The organism is Streptomyces malachitofuscus, assembly GCF_055571035.1.
This window is the reverse complement of the sequence record NZ_JBVIGA010000024.1, coordinates 59,129-75,362: the sequence shown is the minus strand read 5'-3', so window position 1 is coordinate 75,362 and position 16,234 is coordinate 59,129. Positions and strand designations below refer to the sequence as shown.

Below are 16,234 nucleotides of genomic sequence, written 5' to 3'. Positions count from 1 at the left end.
CGACACAGTAGGGGCAGCCACCGACAGTCCCCGGCGAGGCCGCCCGGACGGGCGGTGGGATTCGCGCCAGATTGGACACTGACCGTTTCAAGCCGAACTCAGGGCGGGCCGGTGGCGTCGCACGATCGCCCGGTCCGACGGGGTGCGGCGGCGTCGGCGGTCAGTGTGCCGCCGTGGCCAGCGTCGAGGGCCGTCGAAGCCGGTGTGACGCCCGGCATCTGCCGCCCCCGCAGCCGGGTGCCGTCCGTCGGGAGGGGGGTGACTCCGTCGTTTTCAGCCGGGCGGGCACGGCCGTCCCGCCCTCCGGCGGGCACCGGGCGCGGCGCATTGCGTCCGGTGCGGTTCGCACGTGCGTACGTGTCGTGTTCTTGCGGGACGGATCAGGGCACATGGCCCGTGGCTCGGAAGGAGTGCCTGGTCGGCTGTCCTTGGGCGCAGCCGCTGACAAGAGGTGGGGGAGATGGTTCGTACTGTCGTGGTGCACGACGAGGAACTGCTGCGGTCGGCGTTGGTGCAACTGCTGAGATCCGATGACACGTTGCAGGTCTCGTCCATGTCACCCGGCGCCGGCCTGCCGGATCACGAAGTGCCGTCGGCAGACGTGTGGGTCGTGGACGGTGACTGTCTGAAGGGTCCGGGGCAGGCGCACGAAGCACCCTTCCGGGCTCGGCACGGAGACCGGATGGTCGTACTGACGACCGCCAAGCGGCCGGGGATCCTCCGCCGGGCGTTCGACGGCGGTGCCCTCGGGCTGGTCGACAAGAACGCTTCGGCGCGTCGGCTGATCACGGCGGTGCACGCGGTCGCCAAGGGAGAGCGCTTCCTCGACGAGACACTCACGGTCGCCCTGTTGGAGGGCGCGGAGATGCCGCTGACCACCCGCGAACTGAGCGTGCTGTCCCTGGCCTCCCAGGGGGCGCCGATGGCCGAGATCGCGGCCCGGCTGCACCTGTCCCGGGGCACCGTCCGCAACTACATGGCCACGGCGATCCGTAAGGTGGGCGCCCGCAACCGGGTCGACGCGATACGTATCGTGCAGAGCGCCGGATGGACGTGAAAGTGGCTCGGCCGCGGTCAGGATCCCCGGACCGGGCCGTTGTTCCAGTGACCTGTCAGGTCACGGTAGAGCGGTGAGCGGTCCAGGACCTCCTCGTGCGTGCCGCACACCGCTTCCGTCCCGTCCAGCAGCAGCACCCGGTCGGCGCGGACCGCCGACGACAAGCGGTGTGCCACCACCAGCAGCGTTCCCCGGCGTCCCGCGAGGACGTCCTCGGCGCGTGCCTCGGCCGCCGGGTCGAGATGGCAGGTGGCCTCGTCGAGCAGCAGCAGGGGGGCGGGCGACAGGTAGGCGCGTGCGAGCGCGATCAACTGCTTTTCTCCGTGGGACAGTTCGGTGGGGCGGGTCTGGGCGTCGAGCCCGCCCAGGCGCTCCACCAGCGGTCGCAGGCCGAGGGCCCCGACGGCGTCGTCGATGTCCGCGCGGCTCACGTCGGCACTCAGGTACGTGAGGTTGTCGCCCAGGGTGCCGGAGAAGACGTACGCCTCCTGCGGCACCAGTACGCGCAACGCGGCGAGTTCCTCCGGTGCGCGCCCGGTCACCTCATGACCGGCCACCCGGACCTCGCCACCACTCGGCGCGAGCGTCCCCGCGACCAGGCGGGTGAGCGTCGACTTGCCGATGCCGCTCGGTCCGACGACGGCAAGGTGCTCGCCCGGGGCGACGCACAGGTCGAGGGAGTCGAGGACCGGTTCCGCGCGGGCACCGTAGGACAGGGTCACGGACCGCAGTTCCACCGCGGGGGTCCGCCCGCCGTGCGCCGTGTCTCCCCCGGGGGCGGAACCCGGTGCCGGAGAGCTCGTCTCCGGGTGGGCGGTCCGCCGCCGCGCGAAGTGCGCGGCGGCGGGCGTCGACGCCTGCGGCCCGCGCGCCTTCCGCGTCCGCTCCGGCTCCGGCCTCGGCTCCGGCTTGGTCTCCGGCTGCAGTCCCGGATCCGGGTCCGGGCCGATGATGCGGTCGAGGACGACCAGCAGCCGGGCCCCCGCCGCGCTGAGCGCGGTCATCAGCGTGTGCAGGGCGGGCAGGAGCGACTGGACGAGATAGGTGAAGGCACCCAGCAGCGCGCCTGCCGACACCCCTCGCCCGCGCAGCCACGGCACGGCCAGCAGCAGCGCCAGGACGGGCAGGTGACCCGCGACACCGAGCGCCGCCGTGCGCACCGCCGCCCACCCGGCCAGGACCCGTGCCGCGGCAGCGGCGTCATCGATCAGCCGCGCGCCGTGCCGCGCCGCGTCGGGTCCGGTTCCGCAGGCGGTCAGGTCCCGCAGCGCCGCCCTCGACCGGGCCGCGTGGTCGCCCAGTGCCTCGTCGGCCGCCAGCGCGCGTCGCTGAGCAGCCGCCATGGGCCGCAGCGTCGCCAGGAACAGCGCCAGCCCGCCCGACAGGGGCGGCAGCACCACCACGAGGAGGGCCGGGTGCAGGGACAGCAGCCCCAGCAGCGCTCCGACGGCGGTGAAGACGAACGAGCGCACGGTCAGGACGAGACCTGCGAAGCTGTCCCGGGCGATCTCGACCTGATTCGTCAGGCGGGAGACGGCCGCCCGGTCCGTCCCTCCCGGTCCGTCCACGGCAGCCCGGGCCAGGGACCGGTCGACCGCCCACCGCACCAGGCCGTCGCGCAACGGTTCCGTCAGACCGGCCAGCTGCACGAACACGCCCCGGATCACGGGCGCACCGAGCAGCACGGCGACCAGCGCGACCGTGAGCCACAGCAACCCCCGGCGCACGTCACCGGCCAGAAAGCCCCGGTCGACGGCCTGGGCGACGCCGTAGCCCACGAGGAACGCCTGCCCCGTCTCGGCCAGCGACCAGAGCGCCAGCCGTGCCAGCACCCCGGTGCGACGGGCGAGGAAGCGGCGGGCGTGCGGCGTGATACGGCGCAGCGCACCGGACCCGTCGCCCGCGCCCCGCGCGTCCACGTCCCCGTCCGCGGCGCACGTCACGTCCGCGCTCCTTCGGGTTCGGACCGGCACGCGGTGCTCCGGCGCGGTTGCGCGGCCGCGGTGCCGTCGGCCGCGAAGACCGCCCGGTAGCCGGCCCGGTCCCACAGGTCGCGGTGGGGCGCGACAGCCAGCACTTCCCCGTCCTCCAGCCAGATCACCAGGTCCGCCCCGGCCGCCACCGACGGGCGGTGCGCCACGACCAGTCTGGTCCCGGGCCGCACCGAGTGGCGCAGCGCCCGGTCCACCTCGTGCTCCGTGGCGGTGTCCAGACCGGACGTCGCGTCGTCCAGGATCAGCAACCGTCCGGCGTGTGCGAACGCCCTGGCCAGTCCGAGGCGCTGATGCTCGCCGCCCGAGAGCGGCGCCGCGCGCAGCGGGGTGTCGTAGCCGCTCGGCAGCCGGCGGACGAAGCCGTCGGCGCCCGCGGCACGGCATGCCTCCCGGACCTGTTCGGGCGTCACCTGCCGGGCACCGGCCGCGACCGCTTCGGCGACCGTGCCCTCGCCCAGCGCCGGGCGCTCGAAGGCGTAGGCGACCTCGGTGCGCAGGGCTTCCCGCGTCAGCCGGTCGAGACGAACACCGTCCAGCAGCACATGTCCCTCGTCGGGGTCGATCAGCCGGCCCGCCACCGCGGCCAGAACGGACTTCCCCGCTCCGCTTCGGCCGACCACGGCGGCGGTGGTGCCGCCCGGCACCCGCACACCGTCCGCGTGCAGCACCTGCCTGCCGTCGCGCACCACCCGGACCCCGCAGAGTTCGAGTTCGCCCGCTCCGGTCGGGGGCAGGTGTCGCGTCCCGTGGATCAGCTCGGGCATGCGTGCCAGTGCCAGGGTCCGGTTCCGCGCCTCGCGGCCCCGGACCAGCGCACCCAGCAGTGACGCGGTGCCCCCGACGCCGGCTGTCAGCTGTGCGTACCGGAACACGGCGAGCAGTTCCCCGACGCTCAGGGCACCGGACGCCAGACGCAGGCCGCCGGCGGCCGTGGCGGCCAGGGTCAGCAGGGGGACGAGGACGCCGCTGCGGGCCAGGGCGCGTCCGTGCAACGCCCACATGTGTCTGCCCTGGGCGGCCAACCGGGGCAACGGCGCGAGCACGCGGGCTCGTTCGCGGGCGCCGGTTCCCGCCGCGGCGATCGTCGCCGCGCCCTCGAGGGCCTCCAGCAGTCGGGAGGCGATCTCCGACTGCGTGTTCTGGTAGGCCGCGACCGAGGCACCGGTGTCCCGGGCGAACGACCGCAGCACCAGCGCCAGGGCCGGCAGCCCGGCCAGCACGCAGGCCGCCACCCACAGGTCGACGAAGGCCAATGCCGCGAGCGCGCCCACGGGCGTGACCAGCGAGGCCGCCAGGGCCGCCCGGGCCGCCGGGGCGCCTCCCGCGTCGGCGGCGTTGAGGGTCAGGCGGGCCCCGACGTCCCCGGGTGTGCAGGACCGCACGCGGTCCGGTACGGCACGCAGCAGGCCGTCGAAGGCGCGGGACCGGATGGACGCCGTCCAACCGGCGTTGCAGCGGCCGGTGAACAGGGAGGTGAGGCTGTCGAGCAGCAGTTCGCCGACGAGCAGCGCGGCACTCAGCGCCAGCCAGCGGCCCGCGGTGCCGTCACCGCCGCCGTCGTGCAGAAGCAGGTCGAGGGTGCGGCCGAGGGCGAAGGGCTGGGCCACCGTGACCGCGGCCGCTCCGACCGAGCAGAGCAGCACCAGCAGTTCGGGCGTGCGCCCCGGCGTCGCGCCGTCGGCCCGGTCACGCGCCCTGGCCTCCCGTCGCGCCCGGGCCCCGCTCGTCGGCACAGGCCGACCTCCCTTCCCACCGTCCGTCCTTCCGTTGGGACCGGACACGCCGCTGCCCTGCGGGCCGGGGATCGGGTGTCCGCCCATGCGGGCACCGGCGCCCCGGGCGGTGACCCGGGGCGCCGGAACCGAGCGACGTTCACTCACCGCGTCACCGCGGCGGTCGGCGCCGGTGTCAGTTGCAGGTGGTGACGCTCAGGCTGCTGTCGCCACAGAGCAGCAGGCTCGCGCGGCTGCCGGTCTCCACATCCCCCATGGCCTCTTCCTTGGGGGTCTCCATCGACTGCAGGTCGAACAGGTTCATGACGTCTTCCCTTCGTACGGCAACGGGTTGTCTTCTTTCCTCACGACCCCTGGAAGGGGCCGAGTCGTGGGGCCGCCCGTGTGTGCGGCGGAAGGAACGGCAGCCCGGGGGGCGGGGTGCCGTGGAGGGAGGCGACGGCCAGGAGGCAACCGGCCGTGCCGGTGGAGAGGTCCATGGACAGGCGCATCATCTGCTCACCGGGGAAGGCGAGGTGACCGCGGTAGGACATGGCGTGCCAGGAGAGCGCGTCGAGTTGGCGCCGAACGGCCTCCGGACCGGTACCGGGTACCTCGGCCGTCGTGCGGCCGAGGTACAGCACCATGCCGGACACGCCGCGGTACAGGCCGGGCTGGGCGTAGAACTGGGCCTGCGCCGCGGCCACGATCTCACCTCTCGCCCGCGCGAAATCCTCGTCCTCCCGGTGCGCCAGGTAGTCGTCGAGCACCATGCCGATGCCGACACTGCCCGCGCCCAGGTAGGGCATGGTGCGCCAGCCCTCGTCGACCTGCAGTGCGCCGCCGGCGCCGCGGACGCAGCGGGCGAGGTCCTGGCGCAGCTCGTCCCGTGCCAGGTCGAGCAGGGCCGGGTCCCGGTCGCGTTCGTACAGCCGCAGGAAGAGCAGAGCGCGCCCCGCGGCCCCGTGCAGCAGTCCCGCGCGGCCCCGGCCGGTGCTCCCGTCCGCGGCGGGCGCGCACCGAGCGGTCAGCTCGGCGCAGCGCCGCGCCGCCGAGTGCAGGGTGGCCTCCCCGGTGGCGGCGGCCAGCGAGTCCAGGGCCAGGCCCAGTCCGGCGGTGCCGCTGTGCAGATCCGGGGCCAAGTGGTCGAAGGGCTGGTCGAGGAGGAGTTCGGCGAGGTCGAGCGCGCGATCGCGGTGGCCGAGGTACTCCAGCGTCCAGGCGACACCGGCGAGGCCGTCGTGGAAACCGAGCGGCATGCCCGACGGCGGTTGCTTGGTCCGCTCCAGCAGCCACTGTTCCCCGTCCTCGTCCCTTCCCGCCCCGCTCTCGGCCAGTGCGTACAGCACTCCCGCCGCGCCGTGGCCGAAGGCGAGTCCGCCACCGGCCGTGGCGAACTGCGCGATGTCGCCGGGGAAGAGGCGGTCGGTGCGTGACGGTGTCGCCGACGCGCGGATGGCCGCGGCCATCGAGTCCCGGCTGCGGGGCCAGTCGCCCGGCCGTACCGACGTCGTCGGCTCGGCCGTCCGTCGTGCCGCCGGGGCGCCTGCGGTGGCAGCGCCGACGGCGCCGTCCGTGATCTCGTGGACCGCCGCGTCCAGGAAGGCCCGGTCCACCGGGAACTGACCGGCCACCACGTCGGCGAGATGGGCGGCTTTGCGCCGGTCCAGCGCCAGCAGACTGGTGAGCGGGAGGAACAGCGCGAGTCGCAGACAGGCCAGTGCGTACCGGTCCACCGCGACGCCCCGTCGGTCGGGCGGCGCCACGAAGCCCGGGTTGGCCACGGTCTGGCGGCCGGCCTCGCCGACCTGGTGTGCCGCCTCGAAGTCCAGCAGGGCGACGCTGTCGTCCTCGCGGATCATGATGTTGAACAGGTGCAGGTCGTTGAAGACCACGCCGCGGGCGTGGACGTCCTCGACGGCACGTTCCACCCGCGCGTGGACGTCGAGGGCCCACGCCGTGTACTCGGCCAGCCGCTCCTCACCGGGGTCGGCCTCGATGAGCGGATGGCGGCGGGCGAAGAACGTGTTGAGCGGCTTGCCGTCGATGTACTCCAGCACCAGGAAGTGGTGTTCCCCGACCGTCAGGTGGTCGAGCACCTCGGGTGTGCAGTCGAGGCCGGAGAGACGCTCCAGTGCCCGGCGCTCGCGGTGCAGCCGGGTCACGGCGTCCGCGCCGTCCGCTGCCAGACCCGCGTGCGGACGGGCCTCCTTGAGGACGACCCGCTCCCCGGTGCGGGAGTCGCGGGCGAGGTAGACCCCGCCGCCGTTGGAGAAGTGCAACGCCGATTCGATGGCATAGGGCAGGCCGGCCACGGTCAGCGCGTCCCGGGCCCGGAGGTGCGGGGCCAGGAACGCAGGCGGATCCACCCAGTCCGGTACGCGGAAGACGGGGCCGCGCAGATCGGGCACCAGCACCCCGTCCGCATCGGTCACGGCAGGCCTCAGCTCCCCGTTCGCGTCATAGCAGTTGCGCCGGGTGAAGCCGCCGTACCGCACGTGCACCGGGCCGTCGCCGAGCCGCAGATCGCTCAGGATGTGCGGTCCGGGTTCACCGGCCAGCAGCTCCGCCAGCTCGCCCGCGAGCCGTTCGAAACACGTCTCGTCCCCCGGGTACACGGTGATGAACTTGCCGCTGCCCGCCCGGTCCGCGTATTTGGCGTTGCGCTGGTGCAGCAGGTAGCGGCTGGGGACGAACTTGAACGCCGTGCCGCCGCGGACGCAGTACCGCCATACCCGCTCAAGCACCGACTCGGCGTTGTCGAGACAGGCGGAGACGTGGATCTTCCAGCCCTGGTCGGGCAGTTCGGCGTCGATGGGACGCAGGGCGAGCCAGTCCCCGCTCTCGTTGCGCTGCCATCCCGCCGGAACGGGCCACGAGGCCGCGGCGTACCTGCCGCGCCCGGTGCCGGCCGGGGAGACGGTGCGGTGCGGAGCGTCGTAGAAGTTTGGGTCCGCGTCGCAGTACACGGCATAGCCCTTGTTCACGCCGTCTCCCTCCCGTCGATCGCTGACGGACATGACGCTGTCACGCGGCGTACCGCCCCGCCCAGTCACCGTTGTCATCACTCCGACGTGCGGAACGCACGGGTAACTTCGCGCGGGTCGAGCGGGACCGGTGGCGCCCAACGTTCCTCCCGTCGGCCGCACTTCGGCTCCCGACACGGGGGTTCGTACGGTACGGCGGCTGTGGCGGGGCCAGTTGACCACGCGGGTGGCACCGCGCTTCGCCGAGTTGCGGACCCATGTGTACGAGCAGATCCAGGCGGCGAAGCGCGGGGCCGGCGCGGTCAGGAAAGATACGCCTCCACCTCACTGAACTGGGCCGCCGGCCAGCCCGTGTTGCCGGTGACGTGCAGCCGGACGTAACGGAGGTCACCGGTGACCGGGATCGTCACGGTGTTGCCGGTGGCGGGGTCGAAGCGGTACTCGCGCGAGGGGACCACCGTGGAGTACGCGCTGCCGTCGGTGCTGCCCTGCACGGACAGGGTCTGGGTGCGCGCCTGCCAGACGGCCTGCGGCGGCAGTTTCAGCACCAGCCGGCGCACGGGCTGCCGGGAGCCGAGGTCGACGGTCAGCGACTGCGGGAAGGCGTGGTTGGCGGACTCCCAGTAGCTGTTCGGGTCGCCGTCGACGGCCTTGCCGGGCGTGTAGATGTCCTGGGAGCCGGTCGCCGTGGCCGGGCGTCCCTGGGCGAGGTTGCGGTCCGGATCCGGGTCGGGGTTGCCCTGGCCGGGCTCGGGCCAGGTGGAGCAGTCCGACCAGGTGCTGTCCCACCCCGAGTTGCCGCCGCCGTCGGTGACGGTGAACGTGCCGGAACCGGACGGGTAGGGGCAGTTGTAGACGCCGGCCGCTCCGACGTCCGTGGCCGTGACGTCGCGGAAGGTGGCGGCGCCCTGGGTCTCGGCCTGGACGACGACCGTGCCGACCTTGTGCACGGTGGCGCCGTCGACGGTGATGTTCCTCGCGGCGTGTCCGCGTCCGCTGCCGGAGACGAACTCGAAGGCGCTGTAGGGGCTGTCGGTGATGGTGGTGTCGGTGATCCTCACCTGCGCCTCGATCGGGCTGTCGTAGGGGTCGACGCGCAGGGCGGCCATCGGATGGTTCCAGTTGGGGTTCATGGCGCCGGTGCGGACCAGGGTGTTGCCGTCGACCGTGATGGTGCCGGCCAGCGGGTGGAAGGGGTCGAGGAACTTCTGGTTGGAGATCGCGATGCCGCTGCCGAGGGCGTTGGTGTCGCTGACCAGGTTGTTCCGGACGGTGATGTCGGTTCCGCCGTAGATCGCGATGCCGTTGGCGAGGTTGGGCTGCGAGACGGTGTTGTTCTCGAAGGTGCTGTTCGTGTTCGGCGCGTGCAGGGACCACATGGCGAGGGCGTCGTCGCCCTGGTTGCGCAGGAAGTTGTTGCGGACCTTCACTCCGCGCGCGTTGCCGTTGAGGTTGAGGCCGTCCGCGGTCATGTCGAGGAACCGGTTGTTCTCGACGACGAGGTTGTCGTTGGTGCCGGTCAGCCAGAGGCCCACCTTGAGGTGCTGGAGCCACATGCCGGAGACGGAGGAGTTCGGGCCGAGGGAGCCGTTCACGAAGTTGTCGGGGCTGGAGTCGACGCGTTCGGTGACCTCGCCGATGACCGCGAAGTCCCTGATGTGGACGTTGCCGGAGGAGCTCTGCTGGTCGATGAAGCGTGAGGTGCGGACGATGGAGTGCCAGTGTCCCGCGCCGCGCAGCGTGACGTTCTGGACGCCGGCGAGGGAGGAGGTGAGCCGGTACTCGCCCGGAGGGATCCACACCACTCCCCCTTGCGCGGCGGCGACGGCCTCGCGGAAGGCCTGGGTGGAGTCGCCCTGTCCGCTGGGGTCGGCTCCCTTGTCGGTCACGGAGACGGAGCCCGCGGGCCGGCCGGCGGGGGCGGGCGCCTGCTCGAAGTCGGCGACGTCCACGGTGACGGGCACGCCCGTCGCCTGGAAGGCGACCTTGTCGCCCGTCTGGACGTCGCGGCCCAGCAGCAGCCGGGCGTTGGCGTAGAAGTGGTGGGTTCTGGCGCCGGGGATCCAGGAGGTGTCCACGTAGGAGTACTTGGAGGTCACCGGGAGGGTCTTCGCCAGTTTCTGCCCGTTGACGTACACGTCGAGCGAACCGGACTGGCCGTCGGGCACGCTGTAGGCGACGTTCACGGCGTTGGCCGCGCGCGGGACGGTGAACTCGACCCGCTGACCGGCGTCGAGGCGTACGGCCCGGCGCCCGGAGGCCTCGGAGGCGAGGGTGCCCTGGGTGTGGTCGGGGCCGATCCTGCTGCCGGTGGTGGCGGCGGCCTCGGCCTCGACCGAGGTGAAGGGGAGCGTGGCACCGGCGGCGGCGGGGGCGGGGGCGGGCGCGAGGGCCACGAGGGTGCCGGCGGCCAGGGCCACCGCCGTGGCGATGGCCGGGGCGCGTCGGAGGGTTCCGGAGGTGCTCATGTGCTGATCCCTTCGGGGTGGGGGTGCGGGAACAAGCGGGTGCGGTCTCAGGCGCGCAGCCAGACCGCGGTGTCCTTCGGCAGCCGTCCGTCGTCCGTGAGCGGGCCGCTGCCGACGAGGAGTGCGCTGTGGGCGGGGAGGGCGGCGGGCGTGTCCGCGAGGTTCACCGCGCAGATGGCGCCGCCGTCCGCGCGGGTGAAGGCGAGCACGCCGTCGGGGGTGGGCAGCCAGGTGAGCGGGCCGGTGCCGAAGACGGGGCGCAGGCGGATCGCCTCGCGGTAGAGGGCGAGCATCGAGCCGGGGTCGCGGGCCTGCCGGTCGGCCGCGTACGACGCCCAGTCGGCGGGCTGCGGCAGCCACGGTTCGCCACCGAAACCGGCGTGCGGTGCGTCGGCCGTCCACGGCAGCGGCACCCGGCATCCGTCGCGTCCGGGATCGGTGCCCCCGGAGCGGGCGTGCATGGGGTCCTCGATGCGGTCGAGCGGGATGTCCGCCTCGGGCAGGCCGAGTTCCTCGCCCTGGTAGACGTAGACCGCGCCGGGCAGGGCGAGGGAGAGCAGGGCGGCGGCGCGGGCGCGGCGGGTGCCGAGGGCCAGGTCGGTCGGGGTGCCGAAGGCCTTGGTGGCGAAGTCGAAGCCGGTGTCGGCGCGGCCGTAGCGGGTGACCGTGCGGGTGACGTCGTGGTTGCACAGCACCCAGGTGGCGGGGGCGCCGACGGGGGCGTGCTCGGCCAGCGTCTCGTCGATGGAGGCACGCAGTCGCGCCGCCTCCCAGGGGCAGGTCAGGAAGGAGAAGTTGAACGCGGTGTGCAGTTCGTCGGGGCGCAGGTAGCGGGCGAAGCGTTCGGTGTCGGGGAGCCAGACCTCACCGACGAACACGGCGCCGTACTCGTCGGCGACCGCCCGCCAGCCCCGGTAGATGTCGTGGAGTTCGTCGCGGTCGACGTAGGGGTGCGGATCGCGGCCCGCCACGAAGTCCGGCAGCCGGGGGTCCTTCGCCGGCAGCGCTGCGGAGTCGATGCGCACGCCGGCCACGCCCCGCTCGAACCAGAAGCGCAGGATGTCCTCGTGTTCCTGGCGGACGGCGGGGTGTGCCCAGTTGAGGTCGGGCTGCTCGGGGGCGAACAGGTGGAGGTACCAGTCACCGTCGGGCAGTCTGGTCCAGGCGGGGCCGCCGAACTCGGACTGCCAGTCGTTCGGAGGGAGTTCACCGTTCACTCCGCGGCCGGGGCGGAAGTGGAACAGCTCCCGCTCGGGGCCGCCCGCGCGTGCCGCCCGGAACCAGGGGTGCTGGTCGGAGACGTGGTTGGGCACGATGTCGACGATGGTGCGGATGCCCAGTTCCCGTGCCTCGGCGATGAGCTTCTCCGCCTCGGCGAGGGTGCCGAAGGCCGGGTCGATCACCCGGTAGTCGGCGACGTCGTAGCCGCCGTCCTTCATCGGGGACAGGTACCAGGGGTTGAACCACAGGGCGTCCACGCCGAGTTCGGCGAGGTGGGCGAGCCTGGCGCGAACACCCGCGAGGTCGCCGGTGCCGTCGCCGTCGCCGTCGGCGAAGCTGCGGACGTACACCTGGTAGATGACGGCGGAGCGCCACCAGTCGTCGCTTCGGGCAGGGGTGGGCTGTCCCACGGTGCGTGCCTTTCTCTCTGGTGTGGATGAGGTGCGGTGTCAGCCCTTGGTGCTGCCCGCGCTGATTCCGGCGATGATGTGCCGCTGGAAGACGAGGAACAGCGCGACCATGGGGATGCTGGCGATCACCATCGCGGCGATGAGCACGGTCAGCTGGATGTTCTGCGACAGTTGCACCAGGGCCACGCTGATCGGCTGTTTGCCGGTGTCGGAGAAGACCATCAGCGGCCACAGGAAGTCCTGCCACACGGCGACCAGCGCGAAGATCGACACCACGCCGAGCACCGGACGCGACATGGGCAGCACGATCGACCACAGGGTGCGCAGCTTCCCCGCGCCGTCGATCTCGGCGGCCTCGAGCACGTCCTTCGGCAACTGGTCGAAGAACCGCTTGAGCAGGTAGAGGTTGAACGCGTTGGCGACGGCCGGCAGCCAGATGGCGAGCGGATCGTTGAGCAGTCCCAGGTCCGCGACGGTCAGGTACTTCGGTACGACCAGGGCCTGGGCCGGCACCATCAGGGTGGCGAGGATGCCGCCGAGGATCAGCTTGCCGAAGGCGGGCCGCAGCTTGGACAGGGCGTAGGCGGCGGCCGTGCAGAACACCAGCTGGAAGAACCAGGCGCCGGCCGCCTGCACCACCGTGTTCCACAGGTGGGTGGGCAGCTGCATCAGTTCCCAGGCGTCGGTGTAGCCGGTGGTGCTCCAGCTCTCCGGGACGAGGGTCGGGGGCGTGCGGGCCACCTCGTCGGGCGACTTCATCGCTCCGCTCGCCATCCAGTAGACGGGGAAGAGGAAGGCGAGGGCGAAGAGCACGGCGATGCCGGTGAACACCGTCCAGTAGACGGCCCGGCCGCGGGGGCGGGCCAGGACGGCCGGGGAGACGAGGGTGCGGGTGCTGCTCATGCGGCCTCCTCTCCGGAGCGGGTGAGGCGGAGGTAGACGGCCGAGAACGCGCCGAGCAGGGCGAGGAGCATCACGCTGAGCGCGCAGGCGCCGCCGAAGTCGTTGTAGAGGAAGGCGTACTTGTAGATGAGGTAGAGCACGGTCACGGTGGCGTTCTCCGGGCCGCCGCCGGTGATCACGAAGGGTTCGGTGAACACCTGCATGGTCGCGATGATCTGGAGCAGCATCAGCATGAGGATGACGAATCTGGTCTGCGGGATCGTCACGTGGCGGATGCGCTGGAGCAGGCCCGCCCCGTCCAGCTCGGCGGCCTCGTACAACTCGCCGGGGATGGACTGGAGCGCGGCCAGGTAGATGAGCACGGTGCCGCCCATGTTGGCCCAGGTGGCGACGATGACCAGGGAGATCAGCGCGGTGTCGGTGCCGTTGGACCAGTTGGACGTGGGCAGGTGCAGGTAGCGCAGTGCCTCGTTGGCGAGGCCGGAGCCCGGGTCGTAGAACCACTTCCACAGCAGGGCGCTGACCACCGGCGGGATCATCACCGGGAGGTAGACGACGACCCGGAAGAAGGCCTTGGCGTGCCGGAGTTCGTTGAGCACGAGGGCCAGGACGAAGGGGATCGCGAAGCCGATCAGCAGGGCGAGCAGGGTGAAGGTGAGCGTGTTGCGCCAGGCCGCGCCGAACTCGGGGTCGTCCAGGACCCGGGTGAAGTTGTCGGTGCCGACCCATTCGGGGTCCGAGCCCGGGGTGTACTTCTGGAAGGCGATCACGATGGCGCGGATCGCCGGGTACCAGGAGAACAGGGCGAAGCAGACGAGTCCTCCGAGGAGGAAGCCGTAGGCGCGCAGATGGTCGGTGAGGCGGCGCCGTCTCCGGTCCCCTGCCGGGGACGGCGCCTTCACCGGTCGGACCCGCACGGCCGCGGCGGGCCGTTCAACCGTCTTCGTCACCGGTCAGCCCCGGGCCAGGATGCCGTCGATCTTGCCGGAGGCGTCCTTCAGGAGCCGGTCGATGTCCGCGTCCTCCTTGGTGAGGACGGCGGAGACGACGCCGTCGAGGACGGAGTAGAGCTGCTGGGCGTGCGGCGGCTCGATCTTCATCTCCAGCTTCTGGTTGCCGTCGAGGAAGGCCTGGTAGTTCTCCACCGGGACATTGGCGTTGGCCTGCTTGACCTGCTGGTCCTTGGCGTCGGCGGCGCCGGTGAACAGGCGGGGTTCGGGCAGGCCGACGGGCGCGTCGTTCTTCCTGGCGCGTGCGTAGTCGCCGAGGAAGCCGTCACCGGGCGTGAGGAACATGTGGTCGAGCCACTTGAGACCGGCGCGGATCTGCTCGGGTGTGGCCTTCTTGTTGAACATGTAGCCGTCGCCGCCGATGAGGGTGCCCTCGCCGCCGGGCATGGGGGCGAGGGCGATGTTCTCGTACTCGGCCCCCTTCTCCTTGACGAGGATCGGGATGTTGTCGGGGGCGGCGAGGTACATGCCGAGCTTGCCGGCGCCCATCATCTGCTGGACGTCGTTGATGACGAGCAGCTGCTTGCTGCCCATCGACTCGTCCTTCCACCGCATGTCGTGCAGGGTCTGCAGAACGGCCCGGCCCTGCGGGGTGTCGATGGTGGCCTTCTTGCCGTCGGCGCCGACCACGTCGCCGCCCTGGGAGTAGAGCTCGGCGGTGAAGTGCCAGCCGCCCTGGTTCTGGGCGCTGTAGTCGGCGTAGCCGAGGGTGCCGTCGCCGAGTGCGGCGATCCTCTTCGCGGCGGCGCGGACCTCGGCCCAGGTGGTGGGCGGCCGGTCGGGGTCGAGGCCGGCCTTCTCGAAGAGCTCCCGGTGGTAGATCAGGCCCATGGAGTAGCCGGTGCGCGGGATGCCGTAGACCTTGCCGTCCACGGTGTAGATGTCCCTCAGCTGCTGCTGGATGGTGTCATAGCTCTTCAACTCCTTGATGTAAGGGGTGAGATCGGCGGCCTGGTTGATGTCGACGACGTGCCTGGCGTCGGTGAAGTACGTGTAGAAGACGTCCTCCATCTGCCCGCCGGCGAGTTTGGCGTCGAACGTCTTCGGGTCCTGGCAAGGGAACGCGTCGTGCGGGACGACGTCGATGTCGGGGTTCTTCTCCTCGAAGGCGGCGATGTCCTCCTCGAAGAACTGCCGGTCGACCTTGGCGCTCTTGGGCGGCATGCAGTTGACGGTGATGCGGGTCTTGCCGCCGGCGGCTTCGTCGCCGTCCGAGCCGCAGGCGGTGAGCGCGAGCGCGCCGACGCCTAGCGCGGCGAGGGTACGACGGATCCCGGTGCTTCTCATCGGTGGACCCCTTACGGGACAGGAGCGAGTGAACCCCTCGGAACAGGAGCGGTGGGCGGGGCACACTCAAGCACCGACGACATCGGTCCGCAAGATGTCGCGCATACTTTGAAATTATTCGACAGCACAGCGGCAGTCAGGACCGGGGAGCCTGGGCGGTCGACCCCCGCACCACCAGCTCGGGCTCGAACAGCAGCTCCTCGGGCGCCACCGTGCTGCCGTTGATCTGCGCGTTCAGCAGTTCCACGGCCGCCTTACCCATGGCCTCGATGGGCTGCCGGACGGTGGTGAGAGGGGGTTCGGTGCAGTTCATCAGGGCCGAATCGTCGTAACCGACGACGGAGATCTGCCCGGGAACGTCGAGTCCCTTGCGCCGGGCGGCCCGTACGACGCCGAGGGCGAGGGGGTCGCTGGCGCAGATGAAACCGGTGACGCCCCGCTCGATGAGCCGGGTGGCCGCGGCGTGACCGCCCTCGATGGAGAACATGGCGCGGGCGACATGGGCGTCGGGCACCTCCCCGGCCACCGAGCGGGCGGCGGCGAGCTTGCGGGCCGAGGGCACGTGGTCGCCGGGGCCGAGGACCAGTCCGATGCGGTCGTGTCCGAGCGAGGCCAGGTGCCGCCAGGCCTGCTCCACGGCCACGGCGTCATCGCACGAGACGGCGGGGAATCCGAGATCCTCTATGGCCGCGTTGACGACGACCACCGGGATGTTGCGCTCGGCGAGCCGGCGGTAGTGGTCGTGGGGCGCGTCGGCCTGCGCGTAGAGACCTCCGGCGAACACGACGCCGGAGACCTGCTGCTGGAGCAGCAGGTCCACGTAGTCGGCCTCGGAGACACCGCCGCGGGTCTGGGTGCAGAGCACCGGCGTCAGTCCGAGCTGTGCCAGCGCGCCGCCGATGACCTCCGCGAAGGCGGGGAAGATCGGGTTCTGCAGCTCGGGCAGGACCAGCCCGACCAGCCGGGCACGCTCACCGCGCAGCTGGGTCGGCCGCTCGTAGCCGAGCACGTCCAGGGCGGAGAGCACCGCCTGCCGGGTGGCCTCGGAGACTCCCGGCTTGCCGTTGAGCACCCGGCTGACCGTGGCCTCGCTGACCCCGACCTTCTTCGCCACCAGAGCAAGTCGTCGCGTCATGTGCGCAAGAGTAGCGCAAGAAGCGCAAGTTTTTGCGCCCCATGACGCAA

11 protein-coding genes and 1 pseudogene are annotated in these 16,234 nt (G+C 71.9%); 2 read left to right on the top strand and 10 right to left on the bottom strand.

Annotation, left to right across the window (positions count from 1 at the left end):
* Positions 1-460: 460 nt before the first annotated feature.
* Positions 461-1,057: a LuxR C-terminal-related transcriptional regulator gene (locus tag ACZ44S_RS29860; RefSeq protein WP_466934328.1), complete on the top strand. Its 597-nt coding sequence runs from the start codon at positions 461-463 to the stop codon at positions 1,055-1,057.
* 17 nt (positions 1,058-1,074) lie between these two features.
* Here the strand turns inward: ACZ44S_RS29860 and ACZ44S_RS29855 are convergent, their stop codons facing one another.
* The 4 genes from ACZ44S_RS29855 to lanKC form a co-directional block, all read right to left on the bottom strand.
* A complete protein-coding gene (locus ACZ44S_RS29855; protein ID WP_466934326.1) occupies positions 1,075-3,000 on the bottom strand; it encodes an ATP-binding cassette domain-containing protein in 1,926 nt (641 codons plus the stop codon).
* A complete protein-coding gene (locus ACZ44S_RS29850; RefSeq protein WP_466934325.1) occupies positions 2,997-4,784 on the bottom strand; it encodes an ABC transporter ATP-binding protein in 1,788 nt (595 codons plus the stop codon). The genes ACZ44S_RS29855 and ACZ44S_RS29850 overlap by 4 nt, the downstream gene beginning before the upstream one ends.
* Before the next feature lie 175 nt (positions 4,785-4,959).
* Positions 4,960-5,088: a mycelium formation morphogenetic lantipeptide SapB gene (ramS, locus tag ACZ44S_RS29845; protein WP_006130296.1), complete on the bottom strand. Its 129-nt coding sequence runs from the start codon at positions 5,086-5,088 to the stop codon at positions 4,960-4,962.
* Positions 5,089-5,128: 40 nt separating this feature from the next.
* Positions 5,129-7,750: a class III lanthionine synthetase LanKC gene (gene lanKC / locus ACZ44S_RS29840; protein WP_466934323.1), complete on the bottom strand. Its 2,622-nt coding sequence runs from the start codon at positions 7,748-7,750 to the stop codon at positions 5,129-5,131.
* Positions 7,751-7,955: 205 nt separating this feature from the next.
* Here lanKC and ACZ44S_RS29835 point away from each other — a divergent pair.
* Positions 7,956-8,081, top strand: a pseudogene (locus ACZ44S_RS29835) (ABC transporter ATP-binding protein); the annotation flags it as partial.
* Here ACZ44S_RS29835 and ACZ44S_RS29830 read toward each other — a convergent pair.
* From ACZ44S_RS29830 to ACZ44S_RS29805, 6 genes are all read right to left on the bottom strand, one after another.
* Complete coding sequence (locus ACZ44S_RS29830; RefSeq protein ID WP_466934322.1) at positions 8,053-10,218, bottom strand: discoidin domain-containing protein; 2,166 nt, start codon at positions 10,216-10,218, stop codon at positions 8,053-8,055. The pseudogene ACZ44S_RS29835 and the gene ACZ44S_RS29830 sit on opposite strands and share 29 nt — an antisense overlap.
* A 47-nt stretch (positions 10,219-10,265) precedes the next feature.
* Complete coding sequence (locus ACZ44S_RS29825) at positions 10,266-11,849, bottom strand: glycoside hydrolase family 13 protein (RefSeq protein ID WP_466934320.1); 1,584 nt, start codon at positions 11,847-11,849, stop codon at positions 10,266-10,268.
* Between the two features lie 39 nt (positions 11,850-11,888).
* Positions 11,889-12,752: a carbohydrate ABC transporter permease gene (locus ACZ44S_RS29820; RefSeq protein WP_466934318.1), complete on the bottom strand. Its 864-nt coding sequence runs from the start codon at positions 12,750-12,752 to the stop codon at positions 11,889-11,891.
* The gene (locus ACZ44S_RS29815) at positions 12,749-13,702 is read right to left on the bottom strand and encodes a carbohydrate ABC transporter permease (RefSeq protein WP_466934317.1); all 954 of its coding nucleotides are present in this window, start codon (positions 13,700-13,702) and stop codon (positions 12,749-12,751) included. Before ACZ44S_RS29815 ends, ACZ44S_RS29820 begins: the two co-directional genes overlap by 4 nt.
* A 3-nt stretch (positions 13,703-13,705) precedes the next feature.
* The gene (locus ACZ44S_RS29810; protein ID WP_466934315.1) at positions 13,706-15,049 is read right to left on the bottom strand and encodes an ABC transporter substrate-binding protein; all 1,344 of its coding nucleotides are present in this window, start codon (positions 15,047-15,049) and stop codon (positions 13,706-13,708) included.
* 136 nt (positions 15,050-15,185) lie between these two features.
* Positions 15,186-16,184 carry a LacI family DNA-binding transcriptional regulator gene (locus tag ACZ44S_RS29805; RefSeq protein WP_466934314.1) on the bottom strand — a complete coding sequence of 333 codons (999 nt, stop codon included), beginning with the start codon at positions 16,182-16,184 and terminating at the stop codon, positions 15,186-15,188.
* Between the last annotated feature and the right edge of the window lie 50 nt (positions 16,185-16,234).